We start from the raw sequence: 17,466 nt of genomic DNA on the forward strand, positions 1-17,466 counted from the left end.
GGATCCGAGTCTACTGACAAGATCGCCAAGTGAACCCCGTGTGTCCTACGGTTAAACAGCATTTATAAGTTACGAAGTTAGAAGCTAACCTTCTCCTTGGCTTCATGTTCCCTTTCGTCGATCGTAAAAAGTAGACGACTAGGTTAGCAGAAAACGTTCCACTTTATCGGAACAAGCTAACCAAGTAAAAGAGGAGCGAAAGAATCACACTGATGATGATCGAGGTTACAATGGGGATGTAGACCTTCACATTCTCTCGCTCGATGAGAATGTCCCCCGGGAGCCTCCCAAGCCAGCGACCGCCCACTTGCCAAATGATACCCGCTGCAATAAGAAGGACTCCTCCCGCGATGAGGATTTTCGCCATCGGGTTCATGATGGTCGCTCCCATCCAAAATGGTCATAGCAACGTTGAGTTAACTGACGGCCACGTGGGGTTCGTTGCAGAAACCCAATCTGCAAAAGAAAGGGTTCATATACGTCTTCGATGGTATGTGCTTCCTCTCCGATCGTCGCTGCAATCGTTTCTAAACCAACGGGGCCACCTCGGTAGTTTTCCATAATAGCATGCAACATCTGCTGGTCTACCTGATCCAACCCCAGTTTATCCACCTGAATGCGGTCCAATGCGTCGCGCGCCGCTTCTCCGGTAATCACACCGTCCCCTTGTACCTGTACAAAATCGCGCACCCTTTTCAGGAGGCGATTGGCGACACGTGGCGTTCCCCGTGCCCGCGAAGCGATTTCAGTCGCTCCTTCTTCATAGATCCCCACTCCCAGCAAGTCGGCCGCACGCTGGACAATCAAGATGAGATCTTCAGGGCTATAATACTCTAGACGGCTGACGACCCCAAAACGGTCACGCAGTGGGGAAGAAAGAGAGCCCGCGCGCGTCGTTGCCCCCACCAAAGTAAAAGGAGGGAGATCCAGTCGTACGGAGCGGGCGCTCGGTCCTTTTCCGATCATAATATCGAGGGCAAAGTCTTCCATCGCAGAATATAAAATCTCTTCCACCGAGCGGGTCAGGCGATGGATTTCATCGATAAAAAGCAATTCTCCCTCTTGCAAGTTGGTCAAAATCGCAGCTAAATCCCCCGCGCGCTCAATCGCTGGACCCGAGGTCGTACGAATATTGACACCCAATTCGTTGGCGATGATGCACGATAACGTCGTTTTCCCTAGTCCTGGTGGTCCATAGAGGAGCACATGATCCAGTGCTTCTCCGCGCCCTTTCGCCGCTTCTATGTAGATACTCAGATTCTCTTTTACATTGTTTTGCCCAATATATTCTCGTAAATAGCGAGGGCGCAAGTTGTACTCGACCGCCTCATCTTCTGTTGCCATCTGGGCGGAAATCACACGATCATCCACCTGCATCCCTCCTTATCCCTTCATTAAAACTGCAAGTGACTTACGAATCCATTCATCCACACTGATATCGGGATCAGCTAAGTGACGGCCAACTTCTGTCACCGCCTGTTTGGCTTCCCCTTCATTATATCCGAGTGCTTTTAAGGCTTCAATCGCATCCATAGCACCGCCTTGCTTCGCTGACGCAGGTTTTTTATCTTCCCTCTCTGTCGGTGGAAGAAGCTGACTGGTCCATCCTTCTTTCTCTAACTTATCTTTCAGATCGAGGATCATGCGTTGTGCCGTCTTCTTCCCTATGCCCGGCAGGCGCGTGAGGAAAGCAATATCTTCTCCCTCAATCGCAGCGACCACTTCTTGTGGCGACCCTCCTGATAGAATGCCTAATGCCGCCTTGGGTCCAATACGAGACACTTCTAATAATAAGCGAAACAAATCTCGTTCTTCCCTTGCGACAAAACCATATAAAAGGTGGGCATCTTCCCGGACCACATAATGGGTATAAAACAAAACCGACTCTCCTTCTGCGAAACGATAAGGATTTTTGCAAAACACCTGATACCCCAGTGAACCAGAGTCTACCGCAGCGTACTCTTCCGTTATGTAAAAAATACTTCCCCTTACAAACTCGATCACAATTTTTCCCCTCCTATTTGACCCCTTCGCTCTACTGAGCCAGCATGAGCTTCACAGATTGCAATCGCTAACGCATCCGCCACATCATCTGGTTTAGGAACTTTCTGTAAAGACAATAACATTCGCACCATTTCTTGTACTTGCTTTTTTTCTGCTTGTCCATAACCGACCACCGCCATCTTCACTTGCAAAGGTGTATATTCGACAATCGGTATCCCGGCCGCTTCTGCCGCGAGTACCATGACGCCACGCGCTTCGGCCACCTTTAAGGCGGTCGTCACGTTACGGTTAAAAAACAATTTCTCGATGGCTACCACATCGGGCTGATACTCTGCGAACAACTTCGTGCAAGCATCATATATTTGTTTAATCCGCGTCGGTAGGGGCAATCCCGCTTCCGTTTCAATACTTCCATACTGAATGGGCTTTAGTTGGCTTCCTGCTTTATCCACTATGCCAAAACCGACGATAGCAAATCCAGGATCAATTCCAAAAACACGCATCTTCTCTCTCCTCATTCGAACATTTATTCTTACCGATTATATCATAGTCCGCTTATTAACCATTTGCCTTCTCTATTCATCGATATCCTTTTTCATTGGCATACATATTGTCAGACGAGATTTCCAATAATACGTATAGATACCGCTTGTAGGATGTTGGAGATAAAGCGTACAGTCTCTCTCCTTCACATCCAACATCCTCACTACCTTTTAAAAAGGAGGGAGCCCATCCTATGGCACCGCCTGGGCCATTTATACAGCAACAACAGGGAGGAGGAGGATTTCCCTCCTATCAAGACTTACCCATCTCCCCCGAGTTGTCGATCAATATTGAGCAACTTAAAGAAATCATGGGCGATAGCAGTGACATCGCCGGTCGTGCTTTTGAGAATATTCCTGTCCCGTTTGCCGTCTACTACATTGATGATCTCGTCGATAAGGAGTCGCTAAATCTGTCGGTCATCTCTCCTATTTTGAAGTGGCAAACCCAAGACAAGACCACAACATCCAAGCTATTACCCCAAGATATCATAGCCCATATTGAGCTATCTCAAGTAAATAGCGCTACTTCTTATGATGCGCTCTTAAGCAAGATGGCAGATGGCAGTGTCGCCCTCTTTATTCAAGGAATGACCGAAGCCTATCTCCTCCCTCTCTTCGCAGGGGCGAAACGCCAAGTAAGTGAACCGCAAACGCAAACCATGATTCGAGGACCGCGGGATGGGTTTGTAGAAAACTTAAATACCAATATTTCTCTTATACGCGAACGAATCCATCATCCCGCTTTGCGCATTCAAGGATACCACGTAGGAAAACACACACAAGTCGAGCTGAGGGTGGTCTATCTTGAGGGAATGGTGAAACCCTCTCTGCTCAACGAAGTGGTTAAACGAATTCAGAAGATCAACACCAATAAGATCATTGAAAGCAATATGGTAGAAGAACTCATTCAGACCCCTAGTTACTCTCCTTTCCCGCGATCTCAAGCATCCGAACGCCCCGACGTGGTGGCAGCTGAAATCCTGGAAGGCAAGGTGGTCATCTTAACCGAAGGCACTCCCTTCTGCTTGATTCTGCCGGTTACTTTTTTCTCCTTCTTTCAATCCGCAGAAGATTACTATCAGCACTTTGATATGTCTACTTTTGTCCGCTTTCTACGGGTGGTGGCTTTCTTCATCACACTCACCCTGCCTTCCTTTTATGTCGCAATCACAACCTACCATCAAGAAGTGATTGAGACCGGGCTTCTAATTAGCTTAGCGGCGCAACGAGAAGGGGTGCCCTTTCCAGCCTTATTGGAAGCCCTCATGATGGAATTAATCTTTGAGATGTTACGAGAAGCGGGCGTTCGTATGCCTCGCCCCATTGGGCCAGCGATTTCCATCGTAGGCGCGATTGTCATCGGCGAGTCCGCCGTCAACGCGGGGCTCGTCTCGCCTGCTATGGTCATGGTCGTTGCCTTAACGGCGATTTCCAGCTTCGTCTCTCCCTATTACGAGTTATCTAACGCCGCTCGCCTTTTACGCTTTGCCATGATTAGCTTTGCAGCAACCATTGGGCTATTTGGCATGATGTTTTTTCTTCTCGGCATCCTGATTCATCTCTGTTCTCTAGAATCAGTCGGTCAACCTTACTTCGCACCCATGGCTCCTTTCCGATTGCAAAAACAAAAGGATACCCTCTTCCGCTTTCCTCTGTGGTGGAAAAAGAACCATCCGCTGAAGAGCCTCCGAAAGCTGGTGCCATAAATGAGAAAGTCTTTCACGCTTCTTCTCATCCTCTCTCTGTCCTTTTTAAGCGGTTGCGCAGGAAAAAACGAAATCAACCAATTGGCCATCGTTACGGCAATCGGTATTGACAAAAAGGGAGATCATTGTGTTGAAGTCCATTTTCAGATTGTTAATCCCGGAGGAAATACTTCCTCACAAGGAAGTGGATCCAGTGGAGGGGAAAAAAGCGCCGTCTATACCTATTCCACTTCGGGCAGAACCCTCTTAGATGCTTATGGGCATGCTCGCAACATCCTTCCACGTAAAATGTTCTTCTCTCACGTATTTTATTTTGCTGTCAGTGAAGAGTTTGCTCGTGCAAAAGGATTGCCTCTTCTCTTTGACTTGCTAGAGCGTGATCCAGAGTTGCGTAGTGGGACACTCATCTTTGTTACCAAAGATAGTCCAGCCAGAGATCTCCTACAATCTTATGACCCCTTGGAAAAAAACCCGGGTCTAGCTGTACTAAACCGTGCCCGTATCACCTCTGGATCGCTGGGGAGCATGGAGGGGATCACCTTAACCGACACCATTAAATGGCGCTATGCAAAGGGACAAGAAGCTCTTGCTCTCGGAACAGGACCACTACAAAAGGGAACCAATCGCTCTTCCATCGATCAAGTGATGAACAACATCAATGCTAATCCCGCAAGTTATGAACTAACAGGATTCCCTATATTCTGTGGAGATGAGCTCATCGATTGGTTTGACATTCCCCAGTCACAGGCATGGACCATCATCACCGACCGAATCGATCAAGAATTTGTTTATAACTTGCACAAATGTCTAGAGAAAGACGAAGGAGAAAATTTAAATGAGAGCGGGAATATTGGTATCCTCATTAAAGAGATGAAAACCACGACCAAAACAAGTATGAACGGCTCCCGCCCTCATTACACGATTCACACGAGAGGACGAATCAACTTAAAAGAAATCACTTGCCCCGCTAAAATTGAGGATCCACGTGTCATTCAACAGATTGAAGAATTGGTGGGCAGTAAATTAGAAGATCAGATGGAGAGTGCCATCCACAAAGCACAAGACATACAAAGTGACGTCTTTGGTTTTGGGGAAATCTTACGAAAGGACGATCCTAACACATGGAAAAAGGTAGAAGACAATTGGAAAGAGGTTTTTTCCCAGGCAACTTTTTCGATTGATGTGAACATGACACTAGAATCGACAGAGGAGCGGATCCAAAGTGTCCATGAAGAAGAAGAAAAAGAAGAAAGCAACTAGCTATCCTCCCTCGTCCACTTGGTTTCTCTATGCATTTTGGGGATTTTCCCTTCTCTATGTGGTTGGCTACCTCAAGAGACTTCCTGCTTTTAAATTTACGTCCCTGCTTGAACAACTGTATTCCCCTCTCTATCATCTGATCATGGGAGGGGGCTAAGGACCAACGAATGAAAGGAGAACAGCATGGTTGAATCCTTAAACAACAGACAGTTCACTTTGCTCGTCTTCACCTTCACTTTAGGACCCTCATTACTTATCGCACCTGCCATGGTCTCTTCCGTTGCCCAGCAAGATGCCTGGATATCTATGATGCTCAGTACAGTTATCGGACTTCTTCTCAATTGCTTATGGCTTTATCTGCTCCGTCTGTATCGCTATCCTTCCATCTTCTTCGTGATGGAAGCCGTATGTGGAAGGTGGCTGGGCAATCTCCTCAACCTCCTACTCACTTTCTATGCAACCTATATATGCGCATTGGTCGTACGGGATATTAGTGACTTTCTCATCACTTATATGATCGAAGAAACGCATCCGTGGTTATCCCAAACGATGATTCTCCTTCTCGTCGTCTATTCCTCCAGTAAAGGACTCACCAATATTGGACGCGTCAATGAATGGATGGCCCCCATCATCATCCTCTCTCTTTTTGGCGGGGTGCTCCTCCTTATAAATAAGATTGAACTAAGTAACCTGAAACCCATTTTAGAAAATGGTTGGGCCCCCGTATGGAAGGGAATCTATGCCCCGCTTGGATTCCCTTTTTTGGAGATCTTCATCTTAAGCGCACTGGTCACCTTTAAGAAACCACGTAAAAAAGTGATCCGCTCTTTTTTCTTTGGGATCATCGCTGGGGGAGTCATTTTATTGATAACCATCATCGCCACCATCGGTGAGGAAGGAGCTTTTATGATTCAACGCTATACATACCCTACCTACACCATTATGAGGGATATTTCGGCTGGTCGCGTGTTTGAACGGGTTGAAATCTTTTTTGGACTTATCTGGATGACGGGAATCTTCATCAAGATGACCCTCGCCTACCTGGTTGCTTGTCACGGCTTACAATATATCTCCAAGCGTCCAAGTTATCACTCTGTGCTCATTCCCTTGGCATTCTTAGTGTGGGCGATGAGCAACTATCTACATGAGAATGTGGTGGAAGTTATCCGCTTTGCCAGCACTACCTGGCCCTTGTTTGCCTTTACTATTTATCTCATTTTCATCCTGGTCTTATTATGGGGGATCATGACAAAAAAGCATAAAAAGATGTATGAAATTCCTTCCCAACGTAAAGCCTAGTTTTATACCATGAACTTTACGGGAGAGGGATGATTATTTCCCATGGAGAAAATCTATCGTCGTCATGTCGTTGCAGCATTGTTGATATTATTCCCCTTAGCCAGTCTCTTGGCAGGGTGTGGAGGAAGTACATCCGCTGCAGAAGCAGAAGCCATTCGATTTTATAAAGCAACATGGGTAGAAGGGGATCTCGAACACGCAAGTGCGCAACTCATGGAAAACGAGCAAGTAGAGGAATTATCTTGGCGAGTGGAAGAAACAAAAAATGATCCACCCAACAATACCTCCATTAAAATCGCTTTATCTCCGATCGATGTCCAGACAGGTTACAGTAAAACCTTTCTCATTCATCGCCCCGATAAACGGGATTACAAAGTAAGCCTTCAATATCGAGACGGCGAGTGGAAAGTAAAAGACTATAAACAAACTTACAGTCTCAAAAAGGGCGGTTACATCAGCAAAGAGAACTATGAACGCTTAGGCCAAGAAAACTCCGGCAAAGTCGATTGGAAAACCATTGAGCGCCCGTAATACCTTCTGCCTCTAACTAAAAAAAGACGACGTTTCCGTCGTCTCTAATTGGTAATCCTTTGTTTATTGCTCTAGTAGATCAGGAACAGTCGTCAACTCATACCCCTGACCACGTAGATAATCAATAATCTGTGGCAAGGCTTTTACGGTTGCCGAGCGATCTCCTCCACCAAAGTGTTGGAGCACGATGCCACCCGATCTCGTCTGCTCTTTTACCTTTTGCACAATTTGCTGGCTGGTAATCCCTGACCAGTCACGTGTGTCCACACTCCAATTGGTGATGATATACCCTTCCTTATGGATTCGCTTCGCTTGCTCTGAATGAAGGGCACCGTAAGGTGGGCGAAAGAGGCTTGGAGACTCTCCCGTGATATCTTGCAAAATTTGATTGGTCTGCTCGATCTGCTTCATTATTTCTTTGTCAGATAACTCCCGAAAATCCGCATGATTCCAAGAATGATTCGCAATCACATGCCCTTCTTGTTGGATGCGCTTCACCATCTCAGGATAGGCCTTTGCTTTGCTTCCCACAATATAAAAGGTGGCACGGACATTCTTTTCTTTCAGGATTTTCAAAATCTGCTCTGTATAAATGTGATCGGGACCGTCATCAAAAGTGAGCGCCACCTCTTGTCTCGCGGTGTTTCCATTATAATGAATAATGGTCTCTTTCTTTGGCTTCGGCTCTCCTTGCTTCTCTTCCTCCTCTTGCTTCTTCTCTTCTTCTACCTTCTCATCTTTCTCCGTTGCTGGTTGAGAAGACGAGTCTGAAGCAGGTAAGGTTTCCCCTTCCTCTTGCTTATTTTCATCAGCCGATTGCTCGTCTTCCTTTTCTCCGTTCTCGCTATCCTCAGCTTCTTCTGCTGGTATACTAGACTCTTGCTCTTGCTCCGTTACAGCTGTATCGGAGGAGGGAGACTCAGCCTGTTGATCCTCCTTCACATGGGAGGGATTGGACCCATCTTCTATTTGGCAACTACTGATAAGCATCGTAATGACTAGAAACAGCCCCAACTTATTTATCCATTGCATCCGCTCGACCCCTTATAAATAAAATTTCTTTAATCATTGAGGATTTATATCGTAACTGTACGAAATGCACTAAAGACACCTTTGTCCTATGTATATAACTCTTCTCTATTCAGCTCATTCTATCATATCTATCACAAAGAGGGATAAAAGAATAGTAGATTTTCATCAGAAACCCTTACCAGCCGTGCAAAAACACTATTTTTCACGCCTTATTCACTCATCTTTTGTCGATCCATCGGACAGACTAATCCTATATTGGAATCTTCTCCAACCCCATCTAGATTTCATATCAACCGTATAAGGAGATCCATCATGAATCTCTCTCGTATGAGTGTCCAGCGTCCTGTCTTCACCACTGTCTTTCTCTTTCTTATCCTCATACTGGGGCTAGTTTCCGTAACGCGCTTGCAATTGGACCTCCTTCCCAAAATTGAGCCACCTGTCGGAGCTGTCATTGCCTCTTATCCAGGGGTCGGTCCGCAAGAAATAGTAGAAGAAGTGACCAAGTCACTGGAGAAGCAACTGGGGACCCTACCTGCCTTAAAAACCATGCAATCCCAGACCAAAGAAGAAGCTGCTTTGATCATCTTGGAGTTTGAGTGGACGGAAGATATCGTCGCCTTGCAACAAGATATCCTTGCCCGTATCAATCAAACATCTCTTCCCGAGGAAGTAGGAGCTCCTACTTTTCTTCGTTTTGATCCAGTCGCCCTCCCCATCATGCAGGTGGCTATTCTCCAAAACGGGACAGCCACACAAACAGCGGATTGGGTGGAAAAGATAACGCAATCTCTGGCCCGTATTGATGGTGTAGCCAGTGTAAATGAGAGCGGACTCAGCGGAAAAGAAATTGAGATTACCTTACATCCAGATAAGTTGCGTGACTATCAGCTTACACAAACGATGATTCAACAAAAGATTGAGGCCAGTCAGGTTCACTTACCCGGTGGCATCGTGGCGAAAGGAGAGCAAGACCTTACCACCCGTCTGGTTGCTCAACTGGATGGAGTAGAGGAGCTCCAGTCTCTTCCCATCACCATCGATCCCCAAACAGGTAAAGAAGTCCTCCTTTCAGAGGTGGCTGAAATCGCCTCCGTTCGTGAAAAGAAAAGCACCATAACCCGGACCAATCAAAAGCCCAGTATCAGTGTGGATATATTTAAAGAATCCGGAGCAAACACGGCAGAGGTGTCCACTGCGATTCATCAAAAACTAGATCGCTTTAACCAGGAATCAGGCATTCATCTTATTCCTATTTTTGATCAGGGAACGTATGTCAAACGATCGATTCAAAATGTGGGTTTCACCTTGATCACAGGTGGAGCATTGGCCATGCTGGTTCTCTTCCTCTTCTTACGCTCTGTGCGTAGTCCACTCCTTATCGGACTAGCCATTCCCACTTCGCTGATGGCTACCTTCGTGTTGCTCTTTTTCTCAAACTTCACCTTAAATATCATGACGCTCGGGGCACTTACCTTAGGCGTAGGCATGTTGGTAGACAATTCCATTGTGGTCATCGAAAATATTCACCGTCATTATCAAGAAAATAAACCCATCCAAACAGCCGCCATCGATGGAGCCACGGAAGTGGCAGGAGCGATTACTGCCTCGTCTCTAACCACCGTGGCTGTTTTCCTCCCCGTCATCTTTGTCCGAGGTTTGATCGGCAATCTCTTCCGTGAATTCGCTCTAACCGTCTCCTTTAGCCTGCTTGCCTCTCTACTGGTTTCGCTCACCATCATTCCCGTACTCTTCGTCCTTATCATGAAGCACCGTCCGCCACGCTCACCCTCTGTTCATACTTCCCCCCGCACCTATGCTATTTATCGTTCACTCTTAACGTGGTCTCTCTCTCATCGCTTGTGGGTCCTACTCTTATCCCTTCTTCTTTTCGTTGGTGGGATCGCTTTACTCCCTCGAGTGGGAACGGAGTTTCTTCCTGCTTCGGACGAAGGGGTTTTCACCGTGAAAATTGAGATGCCACCAGGAACCGGACTCAAAAAAACCACACAAGTCTCCGAACAAGCAGAGGAGCTTTTAGCGAAAGAAGAGATGGTAGCGTCCTATCAAGCGTTTATCGGAAGTGCACAAGATGAGCGAGCATTCTCCGGAGAGAGTGGACGTCATATCGCCCAGCTTTATGTCACCGCCGTCGATGCAAACAAACGAAAGCAATCCACTTCTGAAATCATCCAACGCTTGCGTTCTCCTCTACAGACAATCGACCCCCATGCAAAAATTAAAATAAAAGAACAGTCCTCCTTCGAAACCTTAGGGGCTCCTCATACTCTGGAGTTTGTGTTAAGTGGCAATCGCGATCTCCTCGATGGTCACAAGGAAGAGATAAAAACAGCTTTGGAATCCTTGCCTTCAACTTCTCAAGTCACAACGTCAGAAGAAAAAATCCGTCCGGAATTAGAAGTAAGAATCGATGCAGACAAAGCGCGGACATACGGAGTAACACCGGCTCATATCGGTGGAACGGTCGCTCAGGCAACACGTGGTAACCATGGTATCCAACTGGAGGAGGCAAATGGAGAAAAGATCGAGGTGCGGATTCAGTACCCTTCTTCCTACCTTTCCTCACCCGATGACCTGGAGAAACTCCCTCTGACCACACAAACAGGAGAAATCGAATTGCATGAAGTAGCTTCCCTTCATATCGCGGACGGACCGATCACCTTAAACCGGCGCAATCAAGAAGACTCTATTCAATTTACCCTCCGTTATCGCGATACCAGCTTTGGAGAGTATCAAAAGCAAGTACGTCATTGCTTGGACGAAGTTGCTTTGCCCACTGCCCTCCATGTCTCCTTTATTGGCGCTTCCGAACTGCTCGCCGATACCACCTCTGACTTTCTCCTCGCTGGTATCTTGGCTCTCTTGTTCGTCTTTTTTGTCATGGCTGGGCAGTTCGAGTCTTACAAATACCCATTTGTCATCTTGTTTACCCTCCCCCTTACCTTTGTTGGCGTAGCACTCACATTATTTCTTACCCACACCCCCATTGGTGTGACGGCTATGATCGGTTTCATCGTACTTGCTGGAATCGTCGTAAACAATGGAATCGTCCTCGTAGACTATACCAACCAACAAAACCGAGCGGGCCAACCTGCCCGTGAAGCGGTCATTCAAGCTGCCCTGACCCGCTTTCGTCCCATTGTGATGACAGCGACAACCACCATTCTGGGATTGATCCCACTCTCACTCGGCTGGGGAGAAGGAACCGAAATTCAACAACCCCTTGCCATTACCGTAATTGGTGGTTTACTGAGTAGCACCCTATTAACCCTTGTGATTATTCCTGTTGTTTATGACCTCATGGATCGTCGTTCACCCTCACTCTTTCATTGACATTATGCTATAATGAAGCTAGTTGAAAAGATTGGAGAAAGCAAGAAAGAGGGTTTTATTCATTCTATGTAGAATTAAAACACGTGTATTTTTCTCAATCTTATACGCATTCTCAAGGAGGACCATTCATGCATTACACTCGTAAACTATCTTCTTTTATACTTGTTTTTGCTCTCCTCATCTCTACTACCGCCTGCGGCATTTTTGGTGAGGACAGCAAAAATGAAGAGGGCGGAAAGGGTGCACAAGATAACCACATTGTGATTAACGTCCCAGCCGCTATCTCCGATCTAGATTTGTCCACATCTCGTGATACCTTATCGATTAGTATCCTTAATAACTCATTTGAAGGTTTATTGCGACTGGACAAGGATAACCGTCCAACCTACGGCATCGCTGAATCGTATAATGTAAGCGATGACAATAGGTCATATACCTTTAAATTACGTGACGCAAAATGGAGTGACGGAAAAGCCGTTACCGCTCAAGATTTCGAATATGCATGGAAACGCGCCTTAAATCCGGAGACCGACTCCAAGATGGCTTTCGTCTTCTTCCCTATTAAAAATGCTCTAGCCTACCATACTGGACAAGCCAATGCTGAAAATGTAGGAATTACGGCCGTCGATGAACGTACGTTACAAGTCGATTTGGATCGACCCGTCTCAGACTTTCTCAGTCGGATTACTTTGCCCACTTTTGCCCCTCTACGACAAGATATTGTAGAAAATCATAAAGCGGATTATGCGAAAAGCGCAGACAAAATGGTCTATAACGGACCCTTTGTTCTCACGGACATCTCGCAGAACAAAGTGGTCAAACTAAAGAAAAATGATCAATACTGGGATAGCCAGGCGGTTCATTTAGACAGCGTGGACGTTCAAGTAGAAAAAGATACTGCCGCTGGGGTTAACCAATTTAATGCGGGTGATGTAGATATCACACGCCTTAGCAGTGATTTCGTTGAAGCCTTTGAGGACACCTCTGAGTTTGACTCTACACAAATTGCTGCCACTGAGTTTATTCAGGTCAATCACAGTGATAAACCCTTTTTCCAAAATGCCAATATCCGCAAAGCGATTAGCTATGCGATCGACCGACAGCGCCTCATCGAATCGCTAAATAATGGGTCCGTCGTGGCTGATGGATTGGTACCACCAACGGTTACCACCTACAACGACAAGAGTTACCGCCAATATGCCGACGAGCAATTGATTCCCAAGAATGCCAATGACAAGGCACAAGAGTACTTAGAAAAAGGGTTAGCAGAATTAAATATGAGCGAAAGCGATATCCCTACTCGCATTACGATGCTATGCTACGATGATGAACGCAAAGAGATGGCTGTCGGAATCAAAACGATGCTCCAAGAAAACCTAGGACTTAATGTCCAACTCAACGCGCTCCCGCGTGAACAAAAAATTGAAAAAGAAGCGAATGGAGAGTTCGACCTTACTTTGTCCGGCTGGTTCGCCTTCTACAACAACCCCATGACCTTCTTGGATATCTGGACCAAAGACAGTACCATGAATTTTGGGCGATATCAAAGTGATGAATTTAACCAATTGATCGGAAAAGCGTATGCCAGCACAGGTGATGACCAATTGGCCCTCATCGAAAAAGCCGAAATTAAGTTAATCAAAGAGGATTCTGCTGTGATCCCGCTTTACCATGTTGGGGAATCTTATGTTGTTCGCCGCAATGTTATGGACATCATCCGTCACCCTTATGGTTCTGCCTACTCACTCAAATGGGGCTATATAGCGGATGAAGTTACGGAATAGCCTCGCCACTTTCATGCGTAGAGGAGGAAAGAAAGTGAGCACATTTATTATCATCGCGGTTCTTGCGCTGGCGGTAGCTTGGCTGATTCTAATGCAAACAGGAATGGGAACACGCCCGACAAATTTGGGTGTCGAAGAGGGACAGTTTGCTCCTTGTCCCAACAAGCCGAACTGTGTTTCCACACAAGCAGAGGATGAGACACATGCTATTGAGCCCATTCCCTATTCTGTTTCCGCTAGCGAAGCAAAAGAGAAATTGCTCGCCATTTTAAACTCGATGGATCGCACGAAGATCATGACACAAGAGGAGCAGTACATTCACGCCGAATGCACCTCCCTCATCATGCGTTACATTGATGATGTTCAGTTCTGGATCGATGAGGAGAAGAAACTTATCCACTTTCGTTCGTCTTCCCGTGTAGGTTATTCCGACATGGGTGTCAATCGAAAGCGGATGGAGGCGATTCGAGAACAGTTCCAGCAAGAAAATTAAGCAGAGAGCCCCCGTTGTGAAAAGTTTCTTTTCACAACGGGGGCTCTTCTCTCTTTTCCCTGATTTTCTCTACTGTCCCTCGTTCATGCTTGCGCTTCCCATTCTTCACGCAATAACCCATAGAGGTACGCATCATAGCGCTTGCCATCGCGTTCAATAAAACTGCGGTACGTTCCCTCACGTGTAAACCCTAGTTTATCGTAGAGGGCAATCGCGCTTTCATTAAATGAAAACACATTGAGTTGCAAACGAATTAAGTTTAACTCTTGAAAAGCAAATGCCATCAGTAATTGGAGAGCTTCCGTCCCCAGTCCGTGATGGTGATTGGCTTCTTCCCCGATCCCGATCGCCACCCACGCACTCCGATGTGGCCACAAGATCCCATCCAACTCCACCATACCCAACAAGCGATCCTCTTCGATCGAACGAATCGCGAAGAGAAAGCCATTGCTCTTCTCTTGCTCTGCCAGGAGCCATTTCTTGCATTGTGCCTCCGTTCGCGGATAGGCGACGGCGTCATAGTAACGCCAAAAATGGGGGTTATCAAACCATTGCGCGATCATCGCACAATCGGCCTCCGTAATCGCCGTCAAACGCACCTTCTCTCCCCATAATAGGTTTTTCATCTCACTCACTTACTCCATCTCCTCATCCGCTAGATCAAAGTTGGCATACACCTGCTGTACATCGTCATGATCTTCTAATGCCTCCATCAGATCGATGCTTTTTTCTGCCTCTTCTCCTTGTAGCACAAGAAAGTTTTGCGGAATCATGGTCACTTCCTGCTCAACCCACTCAATGCCCTCTTCCTCTAGCCGTTTTTTTACTTCCAAGAAGGCTTCCGGTGTCGTCCGTAGCTCGTATACATCCTCCTCGGTCTCCATATCCTCTGCCCCACACTCAATGGCTAAGAGCATCATCTCCTCCTCATCGAGGTTTACTTGATCGCATTTAGCCGTCAAGCGTCCTTTCCGTTCAAACATCCACGAAACACAACCGGCTTCGCCTAAGTTTCCTCCCCTTTTCGAGAAAATATGGCGCATATCTGCCGCTGTACGATTGCGGTTATCGGTTAGTGCTTCTACCATCACTGCAGCTCCTCCTGGAGAGTAACCTTCATAGACGATTCTTTCATATTCGTCTCCACCTTGTGCACCCGCTGCTTTCTTTATCGCTCGATCAATGTTGTCATTGGGCATATTATTTGCTTTTGCACGGCTAATCGCCAGTCTTAAATTGTGATTGGTTTCCGGGTCGCTTCCTCCTTGCCGAGCCGCGACAAAAATCTCGCGTGCGAACTTAGCAAATAACTTTCCCCGAATCGCATCCTGCCGCCCTTTGCGATGCTGGATATTTTTCCATTTTGAATGACCTGCCATCGGGTATCCCCTCTTCCTATCCCATTTGTACTACAAGAAAAACCGGCATCGTTCTCTCAAGGGAGAGTCGTACTGCGATTCACCCTTGAGCCCATGCCGGAATATCGATATTGCCTATATAATTGAAGTGAACATGATCAAATAACGGACCTTCTCTACAGGCCTAGCCCACGCAAATATTCATAGTCAACCGTCATGGTACGCTCGCTAATAGGGATGGTTACTGGCAACAAGCGTTTAAAATGATTTTGCTTAATCCGCTTAATAACGGATTCGATAAGTTCAGATTGAAATCCTTCGTTCAACAATTCTTCCTTAGAAAAACGGCGATCAATCATAAAATGCATGAGGCGATCTGCTTCCAAGTAGGAATAGCCCAGCTCACCCTCATCCGTTTGATCTTGCCACAAGTCTGCACTGGGTGCTTTGGTGATGATGGAAGCGGGAATACCCAGGTAAACAGCCAATTGACGAACTTGCGTTTTGTAGAGATCCGCTAAGGGATTGATCGCACACGCGAGATCACCAAACTGCGTTCCATAACCCAGGAAGCATTCGGATTTATTTCCTGTCCCGATCACCAACGCTTCCTCTTGTGCAGACAGGTCGTACAAGACACTCATCCGCTCACGCGCCATTTTATTTCCTCTACGCAGAGCAGACGCATCCGGGAAGTTCGCAAAATACGCATCAATTTGTGGCGTGATATCCACCGTGAGCGACTCCACTCCCAATTCATCAATCGCTTTTTGTGCATCTTCCAAGCTGCTTGCGCTACTATGTTTGTAGGGCATACGAACTGCGACAACATTTTTCTTACCTAGCGCTCGAACCGTCAAGAAAAGGGTTAGTGCGGAATCGATCCCGCCAGATAAACCAACTATCGCTCGTGTAAAGCCAGCCTTCTCCATCGCCTTCTTCAACTCTTCAGCTAGGTGGTTAACGGTTCTTTCCTCATCTAATCGTAAAAAAGAAGCTTGTTTTAACATATCTTCAACTATTTCCATGTTGGATTCCTCGTTTCCTATCGTGATCGATATGTACTATCCCGCGGGGAATTCCCCTGCCTCATCACGATAAAAAGTAGTTTCCTATTTGTCTATTTATCATACCACAAGCTTCTCCTCGCTTACCAGCGGGGAACACGCTGTAGAAAGCGACGCCAATGAGGAAGGAGCTGTACCAGCTGCTCAAGGTAAGGAATCGTCTTCTCCGGTCGGTAGCCACTCTTTCTCTCCACAAGACCCACCATTTCACGGTAAAACTCATTGGGGAAAGCGCATAATAAGAATAGAAACTTCCATTCGCGCTGTGTCATGGGGCGAATACGCACATAATGACCCAACAACCGCTCCCATAGCCCCTGATTCCAGTTATTCTCCGACATCACCCGGGCAAGGAATTGCCATACATCCCCGACTTGAAAGTCATAACTGGCGGTATCGTTGTCAATCAACCAAGCTCCTCGAGCGTTGATGATCCAATTATGATTCGCTAAGTCCCGGTGGGCCAGGCTTTTGTTTACTCTTTCCTCCATCACTGCGGAAGCAAGATCTTCTTCTTCCAACCTTTTCAGTACATGAAGCCCTTGTGTATAAAGGAGCAAACCTTGTTCACGCAAAATTTCCCCCGGCTTACCAGGGATCTTGTCTCGCTTTCCCAGTACACACCGAAAGTCATGGATGCGGCGGTGGAGTCGTTGATGAAAGAGATCCTGCTCCAGCGGATACCTCCACGCTGTGGTCAACCTTTGTCCCTGCCGATGAAAATGAGCCAACCTGACTATGGATTGTTCCACATCTTCTACTTGCGTGTAGTCTGCCTTTCTCCCTTCAATCCAGCGCGAGAGTTGCCACCTCTGATGATCCGATACCACTTGTGGGATCCAGTCAAACCCACGCATGCGCATTTCCCTATCTACCTGCATCCACCAACGACTGTGCTGTGGAGCGCGAATCTCTTTGACCAGCCAATCTCCATGGTAACTACGTATTATCGGGTACTTTCCATGCTGCATCAGTTGAAAAATAGAAGACCCGATCAAATGCTCCCAATGTGCAATAAGAGCAGGATTCACGC

Annotated in this window: 17 protein-coding genes; 8 read left to right on the plus strand and 9 right to left on the minus strand. The window is 46.7% G+C overall.

What is annotated here, in order from left to right; all coding sequences use genetic code 11:
* Nucleotides 1-163 precede the first annotated feature (163 nt).
* Genes AC6RGY_RS06950 through ruvC form a run of 4 tightly spaced genes read right to left on the minus strand, consistent with a single transcriptional unit; the run spans nucleotide 164 to nucleotide 2,507 of the window.
* Nucleotides 164-376 (minus strand): DUF2905 domain-containing protein, encoded by a 213-nt coding sequence (locus AC6RGY_RS06950; RefSeq protein WP_499861058.1) that lies wholly within the window; start codon nucleotides 374-376, stop codon nucleotides 164-166.
* Nucleotides 373-1,371 carry a Holliday junction branch migration DNA helicase RuvB gene (gene ruvB / locus AC6RGY_RS06955; RefSeq protein WP_499861061.1) on the minus strand — a complete coding sequence of 333 codons (999 nt, stop codon included), beginning with the start codon at nucleotides 1,369-1,371 and terminating at the stop codon, nucleotides 373-375. The genes AC6RGY_RS06950 and ruvB overlap by 4 nt, the downstream gene beginning before the upstream one ends.
* A gap of 12 nt (nucleotides 1,372-1,383) precedes the next feature.
* Nucleotides 1,384-2,004 carry a Holliday junction branch migration protein RuvA gene (ruvA, locus tag AC6RGY_RS06960; protein ID WP_499861063.1) on the minus strand — a complete coding sequence of 207 codons (621 nt, stop codon included), beginning with the start codon at nucleotides 2,002-2,004 and terminating at the stop codon, nucleotides 1,384-1,386.
* On the minus strand, nucleotides 2,001-2,507 hold the full coding sequence (gene ruvC / locus AC6RGY_RS06965) for a crossover junction endodeoxyribonuclease RuvC (protein WP_499861064.1): 507 nt from the start codon (nucleotides 2,505-2,507) through the stop codon (nucleotides 2,001-2,003). The genes ruvA and ruvC overlap by 4 nt, the downstream gene beginning before the upstream one ends.
* A 233-nt stretch (nucleotides 2,508-2,740) precedes the next feature.
* Between ruvC and AC6RGY_RS06970 the strand changes: the two genes are divergently transcribed.
* The 5 genes from AC6RGY_RS06970 to AC6RGY_RS06990 are packed head-to-tail and all read left to right on the plus strand — an operon-like array spanning nucleotide 2,741 to nucleotide 7,345.
* Nucleotides 2,741-4,255 (plus strand): spore germination protein, encoded by a 1,515-nt coding sequence (locus AC6RGY_RS06970; RefSeq protein WP_499861066.1) that lies wholly within the window; start codon nucleotides 2,741-2,743, stop codon nucleotides 4,253-4,255.
* Nucleotides 4,256-5,515, plus strand: coding sequence for a Ger(x)C family spore germination protein (locus tag AC6RGY_RS06975; protein WP_499861068.1), 1,260 nt, complete (start codon nucleotides 4,256-4,258; stop codon nucleotides 5,513-5,515).
* Nucleotides 5,478-5,672, plus strand: coding sequence for a hypothetical protein (locus tag AC6RGY_RS06980; protein WP_499861069.1), 195 nt, complete (start codon nucleotides 5,478-5,480; stop codon nucleotides 5,670-5,672). The genes AC6RGY_RS06975 and AC6RGY_RS06980 overlap by 38 nt, the downstream gene beginning before the upstream one ends.
* Before the next feature lie 26 nt (nucleotides 5,673-5,698).
* Complete coding sequence (locus AC6RGY_RS06985) at nucleotides 5,699-6,814, plus strand: GerAB/ArcD/ProY family transporter (RefSeq protein ID WP_499861071.1); 1,116 nt, start codon at nucleotides 5,699-5,701, stop codon at nucleotides 6,812-6,814.
* Nucleotides 6,815-6,856: 42 nt separating this feature from the next.
* Complete coding sequence (locus AC6RGY_RS06990) at nucleotides 6,857-7,345, plus strand: hypothetical protein (protein ID WP_499861073.1); 489 nt, start codon at nucleotides 6,857-6,859, stop codon at nucleotides 7,343-7,345.
* Between the two features lie 63 nt (nucleotides 7,346-7,408).
* On the opposite strand, the gene AC6RGY_RS06995 is transcribed toward AC6RGY_RS06990, so the two are convergent.
* Nucleotides 7,409-8,377 (minus strand): polysaccharide deacetylase family protein, encoded by a 969-nt coding sequence (locus tag AC6RGY_RS06995; RefSeq protein WP_499861074.1) that lies wholly within the window; start codon nucleotides 8,375-8,377, stop codon nucleotides 7,409-7,411.
* A 312-nt stretch (nucleotides 8,378-8,689) separates the two neighbouring features.
* Between AC6RGY_RS06995 and AC6RGY_RS07000 the strand changes: the two genes are divergently transcribed.
* From AC6RGY_RS07000 to AC6RGY_RS07010, 3 genes are all read left to right on the plus strand, one after another.
* Entirely contained in the window at nucleotides 8,690-11,731 is a 3,042-nt protein-coding gene (locus AC6RGY_RS07000) for an efflux RND transporter permease subunit (RefSeq protein ID WP_499861076.1), read from the plus strand.
* Between the two features lie 128 nt (nucleotides 11,732-11,859).
* Entirely contained in the window at nucleotides 11,860-13,515 is a 1,656-nt protein-coding gene (locus AC6RGY_RS07005; protein ID WP_499861078.1) for a peptide ABC transporter substrate-binding protein, read from the plus strand.
* Nucleotides 13,516-13,549: 34 nt separating this feature from the next.
* Entirely contained in the window at nucleotides 13,550-14,008 is a 459-nt protein-coding gene (locus AC6RGY_RS07010; RefSeq protein ID WP_499861080.1) for a DUF1499 domain-containing protein, read from the plus strand.
* Nucleotides 14,009-14,091: 83 nt separating this feature from the next.
* Here AC6RGY_RS07010 and AC6RGY_RS07015 read toward each other — a convergent pair whose 3' ends face one another.
* From AC6RGY_RS07015 to AC6RGY_RS07030, 4 genes are all read right to left on the minus strand, one after another.
* Nucleotides 14,092-14,634, minus strand: coding sequence for a GNAT family N-acetyltransferase (locus AC6RGY_RS07015; protein WP_499861479.1), 543 nt, complete (start codon nucleotides 14,632-14,634; stop codon nucleotides 14,092-14,094).
* A 9-nt stretch (nucleotides 14,635-14,643) separates the two neighbouring features.
* A complete protein-coding gene (locus AC6RGY_RS07020) occupies nucleotides 14,644-15,387 on the minus strand; it encodes a YebC/PmpR family DNA-binding transcriptional regulator (RefSeq protein WP_499861082.1) in 744 nt (247 codons plus the stop codon).
* Nucleotides 15,388-15,542: 155 nt separating this feature from the next.
* The gene (locus tag AC6RGY_RS07025) at nucleotides 15,543-16,394 is read right to left on the minus strand and encodes an NAD+ synthase (RefSeq protein ID WP_499861084.1); all 852 of its coding nucleotides are present in this window, start codon (nucleotides 16,392-16,394) and stop codon (nucleotides 15,543-15,545) included.
* 122 nt (nucleotides 16,395-16,516) lie between these two features.
* A complete protein-coding gene (locus tag AC6RGY_RS07030) occupies nucleotides 16,517-17,464 on the minus strand; it encodes a hypothetical protein (protein ID WP_499861086.1) in 948 nt (315 codons plus the stop codon).
* Between the last annotated feature and the right edge of the window lie 2 nt (nucleotides 17,465-17,466).

It is taken from the genome of Mechercharimyces mesophilus (assembly GCF_059818345.1).